This is a genomic window from Pseudomonas pohangensis, assembly GCF_900105995.1.
GTDB classification, from domain to species: Bacteria; Pseudomonadota; Gammaproteobacteria; order Pseudomonadales; family Pseudomonadaceae; genus Aquipseudomonas; species Aquipseudomonas pohangensis.
This window is the reverse complement of sequence record NZ_LT629785.1, coordinates 958488-974833: the sequence shown is the minus strand read 5'-3', so window position 1 is coordinate 974833 and position 16346 is coordinate 958488. Positions and strand designations below refer to the sequence as shown.

At 60.9% G+C, this 16346-nt stretch carries 12 protein-coding genes and 1 tRNA gene; 7 read left to right on the top strand and 6 right to left on the bottom strand.

What is annotated here, in order from left to right:
- Window positions 1-79 precede the first annotated feature (79 nt).
- A complete protein-coding gene (locus tag BLT89_RS04585; RefSeq protein WP_090193315.1) occupies window positions 80-961 on the top strand; it encodes an alpha/beta fold hydrolase in 882 nt (293 codons plus the stop codon).
- Between the two features lie 70 nt (window positions 962-1031).
- Window positions 1032-1105 (top strand) — tRNA-Gly (locus BLT89_RS04580).
- 104 nt (window positions 1106-1209) lie between these two features.
- Here the strand turns inward: BLT89_RS04580 and BLT89_RS04575 are convergent.
- Both BLT89_RS04575 and BLT89_RS04570 read right to left on the bottom strand, forming a co-directional pair.
- Window positions 1210-1890, bottom strand: coding sequence for a response regulator (locus BLT89_RS04575; RefSeq protein WP_090193314.1), 681 nt, complete (start codon window positions 1888-1890; stop codon window positions 1210-1212).
- Window positions 1880-3274 carry an ATP-binding protein gene (locus tag BLT89_RS04570; protein ID WP_090193313.1) on the bottom strand — a complete coding sequence of 465 codons (1395 nt, stop codon included), beginning with the start codon at window positions 3272-3274 and terminating at the stop codon, window positions 1880-1882. The genes BLT89_RS04575 and BLT89_RS04570 overlap by 11 nt, the downstream gene beginning before the upstream one ends.
- 157 nt (window positions 3275-3431) lie before the next feature.
- On the opposite strand from BLT89_RS04570, the gene BLT89_RS04565 reads away from it, so the two are divergent.
- Genes BLT89_RS04565 through BLT89_RS04555 form a run of 3 tightly spaced genes read left to right on the top strand, consistent with a single transcriptional unit; the run spans window position 3432 to window position 9149 of the window.
- A complete protein-coding gene (locus tag BLT89_RS04565; RefSeq protein ID WP_090193312.1) occupies window positions 3432-4607 on the top strand; it encodes an efflux RND transporter periplasmic adaptor subunit in 1176 nt (391 codons plus the stop codon).
- A gap of 10 nt (window positions 4608-4617) precedes the next feature.
- Window positions 4618-7740: an efflux RND transporter permease subunit gene (locus BLT89_RS04560; RefSeq protein ID WP_090193311.1), complete on the top strand. Its 3123-nt coding sequence runs from the start codon at window positions 4618-4620 to the stop codon at window positions 7738-7740.
- The gene (locus BLT89_RS04555; RefSeq protein WP_090198704.1) at window positions 7740-9149 is read left to right on the top strand and encodes an efflux transporter outer membrane subunit; all 1410 of its coding nucleotides are present in this window, start codon (window positions 7740-7742) and stop codon (window positions 9147-9149) included. The genes BLT89_RS04560 and BLT89_RS04555 overlap by 1 nt, the downstream gene beginning before the upstream one ends.
- Before the next feature lie 411 nt (window positions 9150-9560).
- Here the strand turns inward: BLT89_RS04555 and BLT89_RS04550 are convergent, their stop codons facing one another.
- Complete coding sequence (locus BLT89_RS04550) at window positions 9561-10193, bottom strand: TetR/AcrR family transcriptional regulator (RefSeq protein ID WP_090193310.1); 633 nt, start codon at window positions 10191-10193, stop codon at window positions 9561-9563.
- On the opposite strand from BLT89_RS04550, the gene BLT89_RS17570 reads away from it, so the two are divergent.
- Together BLT89_RS17570 and BLT89_RS04545 are read left to right on the top strand one after the other, a co-directional pair.
- Window positions 10180-10608 (top strand): hypothetical protein, encoded by a 429-nt coding sequence (locus BLT89_RS17570; protein WP_157718791.1) that lies wholly within the window; start codon window positions 10180-10182, stop codon window positions 10606-10608. The two genes, BLT89_RS04550 and BLT89_RS17570, sit on opposite strands and share 14 nt — an antisense overlap.
- Before the next feature lie 2 nt (window positions 10609-10610).
- The gene (locus BLT89_RS04545) at window positions 10611-12416 is read left to right on the top strand and encodes a carboxypeptidase regulatory-like domain-containing protein (protein WP_157718790.1); all 1806 of its coding nucleotides are present in this window, start codon (window positions 10611-10613) and stop codon (window positions 12414-12416) included.
- A gap of 75 nt (window positions 12417-12491) precedes the next feature.
- On the opposite strand, the gene BLT89_RS04540 is transcribed toward BLT89_RS04545, so the two are convergent.
- From BLT89_RS04540 to relA, 3 genes are all read right to left on the bottom strand, one after another.
- On the bottom strand, window positions 12492-13031 hold the full coding sequence (locus BLT89_RS04540; protein WP_090193308.1) for a DUF2058 domain-containing protein: 540 nt from the start codon (window positions 13029-13031) through the stop codon (window positions 12492-12494).
- A gap of 126 nt (window positions 13032-13157) precedes the next feature.
- Window positions 13158-13985: a nucleoside triphosphate pyrophosphohydrolase gene (gene mazG / locus BLT89_RS04535; RefSeq protein ID WP_090193307.1), complete on the bottom strand. Its 828-nt coding sequence runs from the start codon at window positions 13983-13985 to the stop codon at window positions 13158-13160.
- A gap of 26 nt (window positions 13986-14011) precedes the next feature.
- The gene (gene relA / locus BLT89_RS04530) at window positions 14012-16258 is read right to left on the bottom strand and encodes a GTP diphosphokinase (RefSeq protein WP_090193306.1); all 2247 of its coding nucleotides are present in this window, start codon (window positions 16256-16258) and stop codon (window positions 14012-14014) included.
- Window positions 16259-16346: the final 88 nt, after the last annotated feature.

Sequence of the window (16346 nt, the reverse complement as noted above, 5' to 3'; positions counted from 1 at the left end):
AAATGACGATTTCCTTCACTGTGGCACGATTTGCGCAAGAGCTGACTAAACACCATCCACTCATCGGGGGATTCAGGTCATGCGCGCCCATACCGCCATTCTCGAGATTAACCGCCAGTACAAGATCCACACCGAGTTCTATTACAACCCGGCCGCCAGCCAGACCATCCTGCTGGTCAACGGCTCGCTGTCGACCACTGCGGCCTTCGCCCAGACCCTCAAGTACCTGCTGGGACAATTCAACGTGGTGCTTTACGACCAGCCTTATGCCGGCGGTTCGAAGGCGCACAACAACCACTCGCAGCCGCTGAAAAGTGAAGAGGAAGCAGCGATTCTGCTTAGCCTCATCGAGCACTTCCAGGCCAGCCTGCTGATGTCCTTCTCCTGGGGTGGGCTGCCCTGCCTGCTGGCGCTGGCACAACGCCCGCCACTGATCGAGAAAGCCGTGATCGCCTCGTTCACGCCAAGGATCAATGCGGCGATGCGCGACTACCTGCAACAGGGCTTGCAGCTGTTCGCCAACAACGAGCGGGACAAGATCGCCAGCCTGGTCAATGACAACCTCGGCCAGCACCTGCCCACCCTGTTCAAGCGTTACAACCATCGCCACATCAGCAGCCTGGATGAACATGAGTACGCGCAGATGCTGTTCAACATCCAGCGCGTACTGCAGGCCGACAACCTTTGCTACACCAGGCCATGCCGCAACATCGAGATTCCGCTGCTGTTCATCAACGGCCAACGGGATATTCATACCTCGCCCGCCGATGCGCTGGGCTTTGCCGACCTGGTGCAAAACAGCCAGTTCCGCACCCTGGCGGATGCCGGACACTTTCTCGACATGGAACACCGGCAAGCCTGGAAACAGATGCGTCACGAACTGCTGAGTTTCCTCAGCCCGGCCAGCGGAACTGGCTACCGTTGCGGGACAATTCAGCGCATCGCAGCGCTTGCCGGTTGAGCGCATCTTCCCGACAGGCAACGCTAGCGGCTTTAACTTTGCCCCGGCATCTGGTAAAAAGGCCGCCCTTGCGGGCGTCGTATAATGGCATTACCTGAGCTTCCCAAGCTCATGACGAGGGTTCGATTCCCTTCGCCCGCTCCAGATCAACAAAGCCCTGCCGCTTAACTGCCGGCGGGGCTTTGTGCTTTTGGCACCGGCAAGCCCTTGTGCCGCCTGCGCTGGCACATGCCCGGCCGTCTGCGCAGCTAAAGCTCCAGCTTGTAACCGACCCCGTAGATGGAATGGATCAGCTCCTGCTCCGGTGCTACCTGCTCCAGTTTGCGCCGCAGGTTCTTGACGTGACTGTCCACGGTGCGGTCGGTGACCACGCGGTGATCGTGATACAGGTGATCCATCAGTTTATCGCGGGAATACACCCGCCCCGGTGTCGCCGCCAGGCAATGCAGCAGACGGAATTCCACCGGTGTCAGGTCCAGTTCCACGCCGTCATAACTGGCCCGGTAAGCACTGGCATCCAGCTGCAAACCGGCTGTCGTACGCGGTGGCAGCCGGCGCAGAATGGCGCGCACGCGGGCCATCACTTCACGCGGGCTGAACGGTTTGCAGATGTAGTCGTCGGCACCCAGATCGAGCCCGAGCAGGCGATCCACCTCCTCCACCCGCGCGGTGATCAGCATGATCGGCACCTCGCTGAAGGTGCGCAGCTCACGACAGATATCCAGGCCATCACGGCCGGGCAGCATGATATCGAGCAGGATCAGGTCGGGCGCTGCACTGCGCACCGCCGGCACCACGGCCAGCCCATTGTCCAGCCAGATTACCCGGTGGCCGGCGGCCCGCAGGTAGTCGCACAGCAGCGCGGCCAGCTTGGGTTCATCCTCCACCACCAGGATGTCGGCGGGCGCCAGATGTTCATTACTGAGCATGGGCGTCTTCCCGTGGCAGGCGCAGGTACAGGCCCAGACCGCCGAGCGGCGAGGCGCGGGCATCCAGGCTGCCGTCATGGGCCTGGGCAATACTGCGGCAGATTGCCAGTCCGAGGCCCGAACCACCTTTGGCGCGGCAGCGCGAGGCATCGCCACGGAAGAAGCGTTCGAACAGCTGCGACAGATCAACGTCCTGCACCCCCGGCGCCGAGTCCTGCCAGTCCAGACAGATGCGTCCCGCCTCTTCGCGCAGCTCGATGCGCACCAGACCACCGCTCTGCGTATAGCGCAGGCTGTTTTCCAGCAGGTTGCTGAATAACTGGCGCAGGCGGCCGGGGTCGCCCAGCACCGGCATGGCCTGCAACGGCAGGCGCAACTCCAGTGTCAGCCCATGTGCCTGACAACGCTCTGCCGCACCGGCAAGGGCTTGTTGCAGCAGCTCCACCAGATCCAGCGATTGCTTGCGGTAGGTCAATGCGCCGACGTCCGCCAGCGACAATTCGTAGAGATCGGCAACCAGCTTGGTCAGCTGATCGACTTCCTGCTGCAACGAACGCAACGAGTTGCCATCCAGCGTACGCACACCATCTTCCAGCGCCTCCAGCTCACCGCGCAGTACCGACAGCGGTGTACGCAGCTCGTGGGAAATATCGGCCATGAACGAGCGGCGCATTTTCTCGTTGCGCTCCAGGGTCAGTGCCAGATGGTTGAAGTCGCGGGCAAGCTGGCCAACTTCGTCGTCCGTCTGCACCTGCACCCGTTCGCTATAGTCGCCAGCCGCCAGACGGTGGGTGGCCGCCGCCACCTGGCGCACCGGGGTCAGCAAACGCCTGGCGGCCCAGCCGGCAATCAAGGCCGCCAGCAACAAAGCCAGCACCCCCACTACCAGACTGGCCAGCAATTGCCGGCGCAGCAGCAACGCGCCACCGGCCTCGGTGACACTCTGGAACGGTGCCATGGCCAGATAGCCCACCGGCTGCCCATCCACCTCGATCGGCAAGCTCAGGTAATCTTCCGGCAGGTTGACGAAGCCGATTACCGGCTGGTTATCGGCATTCAGCAGGACAATGCGAAATAGCGCACCGGTCAGATCCGATATCGGCACGCTGGCGCCCAGTGCGGCGTTATCCATTGCCGACTGCGGGCGGATCAGCTGCAACCATGGCTTGCGATTGCCGCGCAACGCCTCCCAGCTGCCATGGTCCCGATAGTACTGACGCAACGCCGGCATCACGATGCGCATGCGTTCCTCGGTCAAGCCATTGATGTAACCGACAAAGCCGCGGGCGAAGCTCCAGCTATCGGCCAGCCCCATGCTCAGAACAACCAGCAGGGAGGTACCGAGCACGGCGAGGAACAGTTTGCGTGACAGGCTGAGTTTCATGGCAGGCCGCTAACAGTGGTGGATAGCTGTATTAACGCCCTTGCCTGCGCCGCTTTCAACTGCAGCGCGGCAATCTTCAAACTCTCTGCACATTTGCCCGGCAGCATCAGCAGCATGAAAAACGACTGTCTGGCCTACCGGCCGGCTGGAGAGACTGATGCAAACCCGCAAACACAATAACCGGCTCACGCTCGCCATGGCATTGACCGCCAGCCTGACGCTGGCCGGCTGCAAGCCGAATTTTACCCCACCGGAAAAACCGCAGGCCGAGGTCGGCATTGTTACCCTGCAAGAGCAGACGCAACGCCTCACCAGCGAACTACCCGGGCGTACCAAGGCCTGGATGAGCGCAGAGATTCGCCCGCAGGTCAGCGGCATTTTGCAGCAGCGCCTGTTTACCGAAGGTGCCCAGGTCAAGGCCGGCGAAGTGCTCTACAAGATTGATCCGGCACCCTATCAGGCCGCCTACGATCAGGCCCGCGCCAGCACGGCACAGGCCCGCGCCACCCTGAGCGCAGCGCAGCTCAAGGCCAAACGCTACGCCAGCCTGATCCAGATCGACGCCATCAGCCAACAGGACAACGAAGATGTCCAGAGCGCCCTGCAAAACGCCCAGGCGAGCTATCAGGCCGCTCAAGCCGAGCAGGAAAGCGCCAAAATCGACCTCACTTACACCGCCATCAAGTCACCGATCAGCGGTCGCGTGGAGACTTCCACTGTGACACCCGGCGCACTGGTCACCGCCAATCAGGACAGTGCTCTGACCACGGTGCAGCAACTCGACCCGCTGTATGTCGACGTCACCCAGTCCAGCGCCGAACTGTTGCGCCTGAAACGCCAACTGGCCGCAGGCCAGCTGAGCAAATCCGGCGATAACGCAGCACGCATCACCCTGCTGCTGGAAGATGGCAGCGAGTATGCCCATCCGGGCAGTTTGCAATTCAGTGGCGCCAGCGTATCTGAAGGAACCGGCAGTGTGTCCTTGCGAGCCGTGGTACCCAACCCGGACGGCCTGCTGCTGCCGGGCATGTATGTGCGGGCGGTGCTCGAAGAGGCCGTGGATGAAAAGGCCCTGCTGGTGCCCCAGCAGGCCGTGAACCGCAGCAACAATGGCAACACCTATGTGCTGCTGGTAGTCGACGGCAAGGTGGAACAACGCGAAGTCAGCATTGCCCGTAGCGTGGGCAATCAATGGTGGATCAGCGCGGGCCTGAGCCGCGGCGACCAGCTGATTGTCGAGGGCGGGCAAAAAGTCCGGGTGGGCGAGACGGTAAGCACAGTCAGCCTCGATCCGGCGCAATTTGCCTCTACAGCCACCGTGACGAATCAGTAAGGAGCCGGTAATGGCAGCTTTCTTTATCGACCGGCCGATCTTTGCCTGGGTAATCGCCATCCTCATCATGCTGGCCGGCGGGCTGTCGATCAGCCAGTTGCCGCTGGAGCAGTACCCGGACATTGCACCGCCGACCATCAACATTTCCGCGACCTATACCGGTGCTTCGGCGGAGACCATCGACAACTCGGTCACCCAGGTGATCGAACAGCAAATGACCGGCCTCGATGGCCTGATCTACATGTCCGCCACCAGCAGCTCCGCCGGCAGTGCCAAGCTCAGTCTGTCCTTCATCTCTGGCACCGATCCGGACGTGGCGCAGATGCAGGTGCAGAACAAGCTGCAACAGGCCGAATCCCGCTTGCCCGCGGCGGTGCAAAGCCAGGGCATCACGGTAACCAAGGGTGGCTCGGATTTCCTGCTGATTGCCTCGCTGGTATCCGCTGATCCCACGATCAGCAATACCGACATCGGCGACTTTATCGACAGCTACCTGATCGACCAGGTCAGCCGGGTCAACGGAGTCGGTGAGGTGCGCTTGCTCGGCTCACCCTATGCCATGCGCATCTGGATGGACCCGGCGAAACTGCAACAATATGCCCTGCAGCCCGGCGACATCAGTGCCGCCCTGCAGGCGCAGAACACCGAAGTCTCCGCCGGGCAACTCGGTGCATTGCCCGCCGTGGCCGGCCAGCAACTGAATGCCACCATCAGTGCGCGCAGCAAGCTGCAAACGGTGGAGCAGTTCCAGAACATCGTGCTCAAATCGGCCAGTGATGGCTCGCTGGTGCTGCTGTCCGATGTCGCCACGGTTGAACTCGGCAGCGAAAGCTACGATGTGGTCGCCACCAACAACGGCAGGACCTCTGCCGCCATGGGTATCACCCTTGGCACTAACGCCAATGCCCTGGACACCGGCAAGGCGGTCAAAGCCAAAATTGCCGAGCTGGAAGCCAACTTCCCGTCCGAGATGCAACTGTCGACCACCTACCCTTACGACACCACGCCCTTTGTCAGCCTGTCCATCGAAGAGGTGGTCAAAGCCCTGTTCGAAGCCATCGTGCTGGTGGTGGTGATCATGTACCTGTTCCTGCAGAACTGGCGCGCCACCCTGATTCCGGCCATCACGGTGCCGGTGGTACTGCTCGGTACTTTCGGCGTGCTGGCCCTGTTCGGCTACTCGATCAACACCCTGACCATGTTTGCCATGGTTCTGGCCATCGGCTTGCTGGTCGACGATGCCATCGTGGTGGTGGAGAACGTGGAACGGGTGATGGCCGAAGAACAGCTGTCACCACTGGAGGCCACGCGCAAGTCGATGCGCGAGATCAGCGGCGCACTGGTAGGCATTGCCCTGGTGCTGTCGGCGGTGTTTATCCCCATGGCGTTCTTCGGTGGTTCCACCGGGATGATCTACCGCCAGTTCTCCTTGACCATCGTCAGCGCCATGGTGCTCTCGGTACTGGTGGCCATGAGCCTGTCGCCCGCACTGTGTGCCACCCTGCTCAAACCGGGTCACGGCAGCGCACCGCAGCGCGGCTTCTTTGCCTGGTTCAACCGCACCTTCGAGCGCAACACCACGCGTTATCAAAGCGCTGTTGGCCGCATCCTGCAGCGCCAGCCACGCATGCTGTTGCTCTACGCGGCGATCCTCGGCGTGATGGTCGCAGGCTTCATGCGCCTGCCCGGCTCTTTCCTGCCGGATGAGGATCAGGGCATTCTGATGGCCATGTACCAGTTGCCGGTTGGCGCCACCGACCAGCGCACGCTGGCCGCAGCCGATCAGTACATCGACTACATGCGTGCGCAACCGGAAGTCGAGATGCTGATCAGCATTACCGGTACCGGTGTCAGCGGCAACGCACAGAACGCTGGCCGCTCGTTTATCAAGCTCAAGGACTGGAGCCTGCGCGAGGGTGCCGACGAATCGTCCGCAGCCATCGCCCGCCGCGCCACCATGCAGCTGTCGAGCCTGCGCGATGCGCGGATCTTTGTCATGCAGCCACCGGCAATCCGCGGCCTGGGACAGAGTTCCGGCTTTGACCTGCAACTTCTCGACGTCGGCGGCTTGGGTCACACGGCACTGATAGCCGCCCGTGACCAGTTTCTCGCCCTGGCAGCCAAAAGCGACAAGCTGATTGGCGTACGCAACAACGGCCTGGACGACACTCCGGAGCTGAATGTCAGCATCGATGACCGTAAAACCGGCGCCTACAAACTCAGCACCGCCGACATCAACACCACCCTGGGTACCGCCATGGGCGGTAGTTACATCAACGACTTCATCTACAACGGCAAGATCAAGAAGGTTTACGTGCAGGGCGAGGCCAGCAGTCGCATGCAGCCAGAGCAGATCGACAACTGGTATGTGCGCAACAGCGACTCACAGATGGTGCCGTTCAGCGCCTTTGCCAGCAGTTCCTGGCGTTATGGCTCACCGCTGCTCGAGCGCTACAACGGCAATCCTTCAGTGGGTCTGGTCGGCGAGCCGGCGGCCGGTGTCAGTTCCGGCGAGGCCATGGCTGAAGTGGAGCGCCTGATCGCCCAGCTACCCGAAGGCATTGGCTACGCGTGGTCCGGCCTGTCCTATCAGGAGCGCGTGTCCGGCTCCCAGGCACCCCTGCTGTATGCCCTGTCGATCCTGTTCGTGTTCCTCTGCCTGGCAGCACTTTACGAAAGCTGGTCAGTGCCTTTCGCGGTGATCATGGCCGTGCCACTCGGCATACTCGGTGCGGTACTCGGCAGCGGTCTGGCAGGGATGGCCAATGACGTCTACTTCCAGGTCGGTTTGCTGACCACCGTGGGGCTGGCGGCGAAGAACGCCATTCTTATCGTCGAGTTTGCCAAGCACCTGCAGGAACAGGGCATGGGGCTGGTCAAGGCAACCCTGCAAGCCTGCCGCGTGCGTCTGCGTCCGATCCTGATGACTTCCCTGGCCTTCATGTTCGGTGTTCTGCCACTGGCCCTGAGCAGCGGCGCCGGTGCGGGAGGCCGTCAGGCCATCGGCACCGGGGTGCTGGGCGGCATGCTCGGCGCCACCGTGCTGGGCATCTTCTTTGTGCCGTTGTTTTTCGTGCTGATCCGCAGCCTGGCTGACCGCCCGGCAACCCCTACTTCCGGAGCAGACGCATGATGCATCCCAGCCGACTTACCCTGCTCAGCGCCGCATTGCTACTCAGCGGCTGCATCAACCTGGCGCCGGACTACCAGCAGCCCAAGGCACCGCTACCGCAACAGTGGCCGGGCGCCAGCACCAGCCAATTCGGGCAGGCCAGCATTGACCTGGGCTGGCGCCAGTTCATTATTGACCAGCGTCTGCGTCAGGTGATCGAGCAAAGCCTGCAGAACAATCGCGACCTGCGGGTGGCCCTGCTCAACGTGGAAAAGGCGCGTGCGCTCTACCGCATTCAGCGTGCCGAGTTGTTACCGGCGATCAGCCTGGATGGCAGTGGTAGCCACAGCAATACACCCGCCGACCTGAACGGCAGCGACTCCGCTGTGACCAGTCACCAGAACAGCGTTGCTCTGGGTTTCAGCAATTACGAACTGGATCTGTTCGGCCGCCTGCGCAACCTCAGTGATGCGGCCCTTGAGGACTACCTGAGCCTGGAAGAAACCCGGCGCAGTACGCAGATCAGCCTGATCAGCGAAGTCGCCAATGCCTGGCTGACGCTGGCGGCCGACTCTGCCCTGCTCGAGTTGGCCAACAGCACCCTGACCAGCCAGCAAGCCAGCTATGACCTGCAGCAGCGCAGCCATGGGCTGGGCAACACCTCGGGGCTGAGCCTGGCCCAGGCCCAGACCACCGTGGAATCCGCGCGGGTCGATGTGGCGGCGTACCAGAGCCAGGTCCAACTGGACCGCAACGCCCTCGACCTGCTGGTCGGTGCCACTGTCGCCGACGACCTGCTACCGATGACACTGCAGCAGAACACTGCCGAACTGCTGGAAATCCCTGCCGGCCTGCCCTCCAGCCTGTTGCAACAGCGCCCGGATGTGCTGGCTGCCGAGCACAACCTGAAAGCCGCCAATGCCGATATCGGCGCAGCACGCGCCGCCTTCTTCCCGAGCATCACCCTCACTGCAGCAGCCGGCACCAGCAGCAGCGACCTCTCCGGGCTGTTCAAAAGCGGTAGCGGGGCCTGGAGCTTTGCGCCAAATATCAGCCTGCCGATCTTCAATGCCGGCAGCAATCAGGCCAATCTGGATGCCGCAAAAAGCGAGCAGGCGATCCAGCTGGCCAGCTATGAGAAAAGCCTGCAAACCGCCTTCCGGGAAGTGGCCGATGCGCTGGCCGTGCGCAGTACCCTGAAGCAACGACTTGAAGCCCAGCAGGCGCTGACCGATGCCACCGCCAGAAGCCACGATCTGGCTGAGGCGCTATATCGCAACGGGGCCAGCAGTTATCTCGATGCACTGGACGCGCAACGCCAGTTGTACGCCGCGCGGCAGGATCTGATCAGCCTGCAACTGACCGAGCAAAGCAACCGCATCACTCTGTATAAAACGCTGGGAGGCGGGCTTGCAGGCAGTGCGGATTGAGCATTGCCCGGGGATCACGGCTCAGGTTCGCCACCTGGCCGGAACTGTTTGCCCGCGGGTATTTTTGAGCGGTGATCAGACGCTTTGGCCGCCGGCCACCAGCCGAACATCACCGGCGGTTTTACTCGCCCGGGCCGTAGGCCACTTTGGCCAGACCAAGCATGATCAGCAACATGGGGGTCAGCAGCAACGAGCTTTCGAGAATCGAGGTGGTCAGCAGCATGATAATGCTCCGTCTGGATAAAAGGCTGTGGTTGCTGGCCTGGTCTCCTTTTACGGCAGGAGTCGCAGGGGCTGTCAGCGCCACAACCAAACTGTATGCATATACAGTACTTTTATCAAGTCTTTTTTTATCAATAGCCACATGCCGCAGAACTGCGTCGTCAGGCTCGCTGAACGGAGCCGCTCGGGTCAGCCGTTTTTCTGCTCGATAAACAGGCCATCGATCAGCATGCTGATCGCCGTCTCAATCAGCGACGGTACCTGCTTGGCGTAGTAGTGGGTCTGGTCGTCGCGAAAGGCCAGACTCAGTATGCCGTTCATCATGGCCCAGGCGGCCAGTGCCATCTCATCCGGATCGAGGTCAGCGCGCAAGTTGCCATCGGCAATTCCGGCGCGAATGATCACAGCGATTTTTGCGTTCTGCTCTTTGATCAACTCACTGATACGCAGCAAGGCTTCAGGCTCGCCCTGGGGATCGAGCAGCAGGTGAAACTCGTTCGGTCGTTCAAAGGCAAAGCGCGAATAGGAGTTGGCGATCAAGCGGATCTTTTCGCGGGCTGGAGCCTCGACTGCAAGCGCCGCCTGCATGTACTTGTTGTGCTCCTCGAGGGCCAGTTCTGCCACCGCTATGAGCAGGGCTGGACGCCCGCCGACACGGTTATAGATGGTCTGCACGGCGATATCGGCACGTTCAGCCACCGCCTCCAGCGTCAGGGAGTTCAGGCCGCCCTCGACAATCAGATGTTTTGCCGTGGCAATGATGGTCTGGCGCGTGGCAGCCGCCTTGCGTTGGGTGCGGGTTTTGCTGGTGGTTATGCTCATCGGCAGATTGTATCCATTGATAATATTTGTACAACCCGGAAAAATTGGAATAGCATACAGTTTTTCTAAAATCGCCCCGAATCGCCCCGAATCGCCCTGGCTGGTTTCTGGCAAATACGGCATGTCGGTAACCGCTAACGGAGCGCGTATCGATACCCCGCGCCCCATCACAGCGCACGGATCTCGCCACCAGTTGGTTGCGGGCACCACAACGGGTGGAAATGGCCTAGTGTTTAGTGTCTGCCAAACAACATCCGCATGGAGAAGGTTCATGAGCTTCTTGAAGAAAGTCATAAAAATAACCGTCATCGATCTGATCCTGATGAACATTCTGCTCACCGTGGCAATCATTTCAACTGGCCATGTGGTTTCCTACCTGATTGGTTATGTACCCCTCGCCCTGGGAGGCAATTGAGCATGAAGCCAGCAAATAAACTTCTGACTCTGGCCATGCTTGGTGCATGCACAATTGCTGCCAACCCTGCCAATGCTGCCCTGCTGATTGGTACGGTGACCGCGCAAGATGGCCAACCGGTAGCCGGCGCCATGGTCACCCTGTGGAATACCGCGAAGAACGCCAAAGAGACGGTCTATACCAACGAGCAGGGACAGTACTCGCTGACCACCGGTTTTACCGGCAAGGTTGTCTTGCGTACCCGCATGTCCAGCTACAAGGACCAGAACAACGCGCTGGATCTGGCCGCCGATACCGATCTGCAAACCGACGTTACCCTGCAGCCCCTGACGGCCCCGGAAGGCATCTCCGACCAGCTGACTGCTTCGGCACATGCGGCCGCCTTGCCGTTCTACGACACCGACACCAAGGATGTCTTCATCCGCGAATGCACCTACTGTCACCAGCAGGGCAACTCGCTGACCCGTCGCCCGCGCGACAAGCAGGCCTGGAGTGATACCGACTGGCGCATGGAAGGCTATGGTGCCTACATCACCTACGGTGAGCATGCACGCATCGTTGATACCCAGCTGAAAGGTTTTACCGGCAAGCCGGTAGTAGCCAGGCAGGACAACCCCTACAACCCCGAACTGTCAATTGCCAAGGTCTACGAGTGGCATGCCGGTAATGGCCTGTCCTTCATTCACGATGCCATTGTCGGCTTCGACGAGAAGCTCTACGGCTTCGATGAAGGCAAGGACATGATTTACATCCAGGATCGCAAGACCGGCAAGCTGGAAGAATACGAAGTGCCTGCCGACCCGGACGTGGGTGTGGGTGGCGATTTCAATGGCGTACAACTGCCGCTGGGCATCTTCACCGGCAAGGTCGGCCTGCACAGTGCCGCGCAGATTCCGGACGGACGCATGTTCATGACCGCCTCGCTGGACAGCAGCATCATGAGCTTCGATCCGAAGACCAAGGAGTTCAAGACCTACCAGATTCCACGCGGCTTCCTCTGGCGCAACGGTATCTACCCGCACACCATCCGGGCTGACAAGGACGGCAATGTCTGGTTTACCACGGCCTACTCCAGCGAAGTCTACAAACTCAATACCACCACCGGCGAGTTCACCCGCGTCAAGCTCCCGAGTCAGGGCTTTGCCACCTGGATGAGCGACACCTTCATGGGCGTGGTGCTGAAGATTGCCGGGCTGTTCCCGGGCAAGAACTACCATCTGGGTCTGAGCCATCACAAATGGCTGAACTTCGGCGACTCGGCATTCACCCTGGCCTATGGCATCGATATTGACCCGGTCACCGGCAATGTCTGGTACTCCAAGGTGCTGGGCAACCGTATCGGCATGGTCAACAAGGACACCCTGGAAGTCACTGAATACGATACTCCGTACAAAGGCCCGCGGCGTCTGCGTTTCGGCCCGGACGGCATCCTGTGGATACCTTCGTTTGATGAAGGCTACCTGATGCGTTTTGATCCGAAGACCGAAAAATTCGAAAGCACCAAGTTGCCGCTGCTGGCCAGCGACGAGTACGAAGTGCCTTACGCGCTGAATGTGCATCCGAAATCAGGCGATGTATGGATTGCCTCGAACAACTCGGACCGCGTGCTGCGCTACATTCCCAAGGACAAGCGCTTCATCCCCTACCCGATGCCGCAACAGGTCATCTGGTTCCGTGATCTGGAGTTCAGCGAGGACGGCAATGTCTGCATGAGCAACTCCAACCTGCCGGCCTATGCCCATGAAGACAAGGTACCCGCGTTCTTCTGCATCGAGCCGGAGCCCAACGGCGCCTACGGCCATCGCTAAGCGTCAGTAGTAGCCCCGTAAACGACAAAGCCGGCTGATCAGCCGGCTTTGTCGTTTCTGTGCAGAGCGCGAGCATTACCACATCAGGTCATCGGGCACCTGATAGGCTGCGTAGGGATCATCGGCATCCGGCGCTTCGGTGGGCGTATTGAGCAATACCACACGCCGTGCATCGCGCTCCTGGATCTTCAGCGCCACCTCGCGCGACACCACTTCATAGCCACCGGCATGGCGAACAATCGCCAGCGCACCGCCACTGAGCTTGTTGCGCATCAGGGCATTCACCGAGATGCGCTTGACCTTCTTCTCGTCAACGAAGTTGTAATAGTCTTCGGTGGTCAGCTTGGGCAGGCGAGTGGTTTCGATCAGTTGCTTGACCTGCGCGGCACGGGCCTTCTGCTCGGCCTTGGCCTGCTGCTGGCGATTGAGTTCCTGGTCGCGCGCCAGCTTTTCCGTGCGGACCAGCAGGGCCGCCTGCTGGCGGGCGTCATCCACTTCGACCTGGCCTTTCTTCTCCAGACGCTCCTGCTTCTTTTGCTGCTTGCCGGCCTGTTTGACCTGTTTTTCATTGACCAGGCCAGCTTTCAGCAGCTGGTCGCGTAGGGACATGCTCATAAGATCGTTCAGTCTCAATAGTGTCGGGTGAGCCCAGAGTGGGCTTCAGCCCACCAAGGACATAACGGTTCGGATCCGGTGGGCTGAAGCCCACCCTACGAAAAGCTCTTCCAGTACAGGGCTCGATCAGTCAGCGGCAGACTTTTCCAGCTGTTTGACTTCCGCCCAGAGAGCGTCCAGTTGTTCCAGGGTGCAATTCTCGATGGCTACAGCGCGTTCGCGCAACCTTTGTTCGATACCGCGAAAGCGCCGCTCGAACTTGGCACTGGCCTGGCGCAAGGCTGCTTCGGCATCGACCTTGAGATGCCGGCTCAGGTTGACCACGGCAAACAGCAGGTCACCCAGCTCATCGCTGATGGCCGCCGCATCCTCGGTCGCCATGGCCTCGAGTACTTCATCCAGCTCTTCGCGCACCTTGTCCAGCACCGGCAACGCCTCCGGCCAGTCGAAACCGGCCTGCGCGGCACGCTTCTGCAACTTGCCGGCGCGGCTCAAGGCGGGCAAGGCCGTGGGTACGTCATCGAGCAACGACAGCTGCTGCGGTGCAGCGGCCTGCCCGGCGCGTTCTTCGGCCTTGAGTTCTTCCCAGCGCTGTTTGACCGCCGCTTCAGCCACGGTCTGTGCATCGGCCACGGCATGCAGATCGCCCGCCGGGAATACATGGGGATGTCGCCGCACCAGCTTGCGGGTGATGCCATCGACCACCCCGGCAAAGTCGAAGCGTCCTTCTTCCGTGGCCAGCTGGCTATAGAAAACCACCTGGAACAGCAAATCCCCGAGCTCGCCCGGCAGGTGTTCGAAGTCACCGCGCTCGATGGCATCGGCCACTTCGTAGGCCTCCTCCAGCGTGTGCGGCACGATGCTCGCGTAATTCTGCTGCAAGTCCCACGGACAGCCGGTCTGCGGGTCGCGCAAGCGCTGCATCAGATACAGCAGGTCATTGAGCTGGTACATGGCAGTTGTACTTCCTCGGTTCATCGCTAGCCGTTATGCCGGTTGCGCCGTGCCTCGATGATGTTGGGCAACTGGGAGATACGCCCGAGCAAGCGGCCAAGGCGGTCCAGCCCGGTGATCTCGATGGTCAGCAACATGCTCGCCGTGTTGTCGTCCTTGTTCGAACGGGTGCTGACTTCCAGCACGTTGATCTTCTCGTTGAGCAATACTTGCGAAACATCGCGCAGCAGGCCGGAGCGGTCGTAGGCACGAATCAGGATATCCACCGGATAGGTCTGCTGCGGTACCGGACCCCAGCTGACCTGGATCGTCCTTTCCGGCTCGCGGCCGGACAATTGCAGGCCGGTCGCACAGTCCTGGCGGTGGATGGTGACGCCACGGCCATGGGTGATGTAACCGACAATCGGATCACCCGGCAGCGGCTGGCAGCAACCGGCGATCTGCGTCAGCAGATTGCCAACACCCTCGATGCGGATATCGCTTGCCTGCCCCGGCTTGTTGGCAACGGCACGCAGCGGCAGCAGATCCAGCTGCTGGTCATTGCGTTGCGGATCAATCAGCTGCTCGGCATGGTTGACCGCCTGGGCCAGCCGCAGATCACCGGCGCCGAGGGCAGCATACATATCCTCGGCGGTTTTCAGATTGCATTTCTCGGCGAGCTTTTCAAAGTCCCGCAATGGCAATGCCAGGCGCAGCAATTCCCGCTCGAGCATGTTCTTGCCGGCAGCCACGTTCTGGTCACGCGCCTGCAGCTTGAACCAGTGGACGATCTTCGCCCGCGCCCGCGAGGTGCTGATATAGCCCAGGTTGCTGTTCAGCCAGTCACGGCTGGGCGCGCCGTTCTTGCCCTGGATGATCTCCACCTGTTCGCCGGTCTGCAGGTTGTAATTGAGCGGCACGATGCGCCCGTTGACCTTGGCACCACGGCAGTTGTGACCGACTTCGGTATGCACCCGGTAGGCAAAGTCCAGCGGCGTGGCGCCGACCGGCAGGTCGATGGCATGCCCTTCCGGGGTAAACACATAGACCCGGTCCTGCTCGATGTCCACGCGCAACTGCTCGGCCAGACCGCCGATATCACCCAGCTCTTCATGCCATTCCAGCACCTGACGCAACCAGGAAATCTTTTCCTCGTACTGGTTGGAGCCGCCCTTGATGTCGGTCCCCTTGTAACGCCAGTGGGCACAGACACCCAGTTCGGCTTCTTCATGCATGGTCACGGTACGTATCTGCACCTCCAGCACCTTGCCGTCCGGGCCGAGTACTGCGGTGTGCAGCGAGCGGTAGCCGTTTTCCTTGGGGTTGGCGATGTAGTCGTCAAATTCCTTGGGAATGTGCCGCCACAGGGTGTGCACGATACCCAGCGCGGTGTAGCAGTCGCGCACCTGCGGCACCAGAATGCGCACCGCCCGGACGTCGTAGATCTGGCTGAACTGCAGACCCTTGCGCTGCATTTTGCGCCAGATCGAGTAGATATGCTTGGCGCGCCCGCTGACATCGGCCTGAATGCCGGTGGCCGTCAGCTCGTCGCGCAATTGCTGCATCACCCCGGCAATGTATTGCTCGCGATCCAGCCGGCGCTCATGCAGCAAGGTGGCGATCTGCTTGTACTGCACCGGTTCCAGATAGCGGAACGACAGATCTTCCAGTTCCCACTTGATATGCCCGATACCCAGCCGGTGGGCCAGCGGTGCGTAGATATCGAACACTTCACGGGCCACCCGCTGGCGTTTTTCGTCATCCGCATCCTTGACCTCGCGGATCGCACAGGTGCGCTCGGCCAGCTTGATCAGCGCCACACGTACGTCATCGACCATCGCTACCAGCATCTTGCGCAGGTTCTCGACCTGCGCCTGGGGCGGCAGCACCAGCGACTTGCGCGGATTCAGACTGGCGCTGATGGCTGCCATGCGCAGCACGCCATCCACCAGCTTGCCGACCACCGGACCGAAACGCTCCTGCACCACCTCCAGCGAGGTCATGTCTTCACGGACGGCGCGGTAAACCACGGCAGCCACGAGCGAGTCCTGATCCAGCTTGAGATCCGCCAGAATCTCGGCAATTTCCAGACCGATGCGAAAGGCCGAACTGCGCTCGGACCAGTGCGTCGGCTTGACCCTGGACTGCTGCTCGGCTTCGCGGGCAAATTCGCAGGCGTCGCGCAGGGCCTGTCGATCAAGGGCCGGATCAATACTGATCACCGTATCCAGCCAGGCCTCCAGATTGATGCTGCCATCTGTATTCAGTGGCTGTTGCACCCGCACCTGAACCATCTTGTTTCCTCTACTGAGAGCCGTTTGACGCAAACGTGAGCCGGGCGTCAGCCCGGCAAAATGTACCTGCAAGGGCCGGCTGCAGCCC

Bases quoted from the DNA above. Each gene is read 5' to 3' on its own strand.
- BLT89_RS04585 (WP_090193315.1), top strand. From the start codon at position 80: ATGCGCGCCCATACCGCCATTCTCGAGATTAACCGCCAGTACAAGATC.
- BLT89_RS04575 (WP_090193314.1), bottom strand. From the start codon at position 1,890: ATGCTCAGTAATGAACATCTGGCGCCCGCCGACATCCTGGTGGTGGAG.
- BLT89_RS04570 (WP_090193313.1), bottom strand. From the start codon at position 3,274: ATGAAACTCAGCCTGTCACGCAAACTGTTCCTCGCCGTGCTCGGTACC.
- BLT89_RS04565 (WP_090193312.1), top strand. From the start codon at position 3,432: ATGCAAACCCGCAAACACAATAACCGGCTCACGCTCGCCATGGCATTG.
- BLT89_RS04560 (WP_090193311.1), top strand. From the start codon at position 4,618: ATGGCAGCTTTCTTTATCGACCGGCCGATCTTTGCCTGGGTAATCGCC.
- BLT89_RS04555 (WP_090198704.1), top strand. From the start codon at position 7,740: ATGCATCCCAGCCGACTTACCCTGCTCAGCGCCGCATTGCTACTCAGC.
- BLT89_RS04550 (WP_090193310.1), bottom strand. From the start codon at position 10,193: ATGAGCATAACCACCAGCAAAACCCGCACCCAACGCAAGGCGGCTGCC.
- BLT89_RS04545 (WP_157718790.1), top strand. From the start codon at position 10,611: ATGAAGCCAGCAAATAAACTTCTGACTCTGGCCATGCTTGGTGCATGC.
- BLT89_RS04540 (WP_090193308.1), bottom strand. From the start codon at position 13,031: ATGAGCATGTCCCTACGCGACCAGCTGCTGAAAGCTGGCCTGGTCAAT.
- mazG (WP_090193307.1), bottom strand. From the start codon at position 13,985: ATGTACCAGCTCAATGACCTGCTGTATCTGATGCAGCGCTTGCGCGAC.
- relA (WP_090193306.1), bottom strand. From the start codon at position 16,258: ATGGTTCAGGTGCGGGTGCAACAGCCACTGAATACAGATGGCAGCATC.